The sequence below is a fragment of the Paenibacillus glycanilyticus genome (genome assembly GCF_023715145.1).
Lineage (GTDB): Bacteria > Bacillota > Bacilli > Paenibacillales > Paenibacillaceae > Pristimantibacillus > Pristimantibacillus glycanilyticus_A.
The window spans coordinates 1-222 of the sequence record NZ_JAMBNP010000095.1 but is presented as its reverse complement, the minus strand read 5'-3'; the positions used below and the strand labels follow the sequence as shown (position 1 = coordinate 222).

The 222-nt window shown below is 56.3% G+C and carries 1 rRNA gene; it reads right to left on the bottom strand.

Annotated features, from left to right (window positions below):
* Positions 1 to 222 (bottom strand): 16S ribosomal RNA (locus M3194_RS31125); the annotation flags it as partial.

Below are 222 nucleotides of genomic sequence, written 5' to 3'. Positions count from 1 at the left end.
ATCACCCTCTCAGGTCGGCTACGCATCGTCGCCTTGGTGAGCCGTTACCCCACCAACTAGCTAATGCGCCGCGGGTCCATCCATAAGTGGCAGATTGCTCCGCCTTTCCCGATTCGGCCATGCGACCAATTCGCGTATCCGGTATTAGCATTCGTTTCCGAATGTTATCCCAGTCTTATGGGCAGGTTACCCACGTGTTACTCACCCGTCCGCCGCTAACCT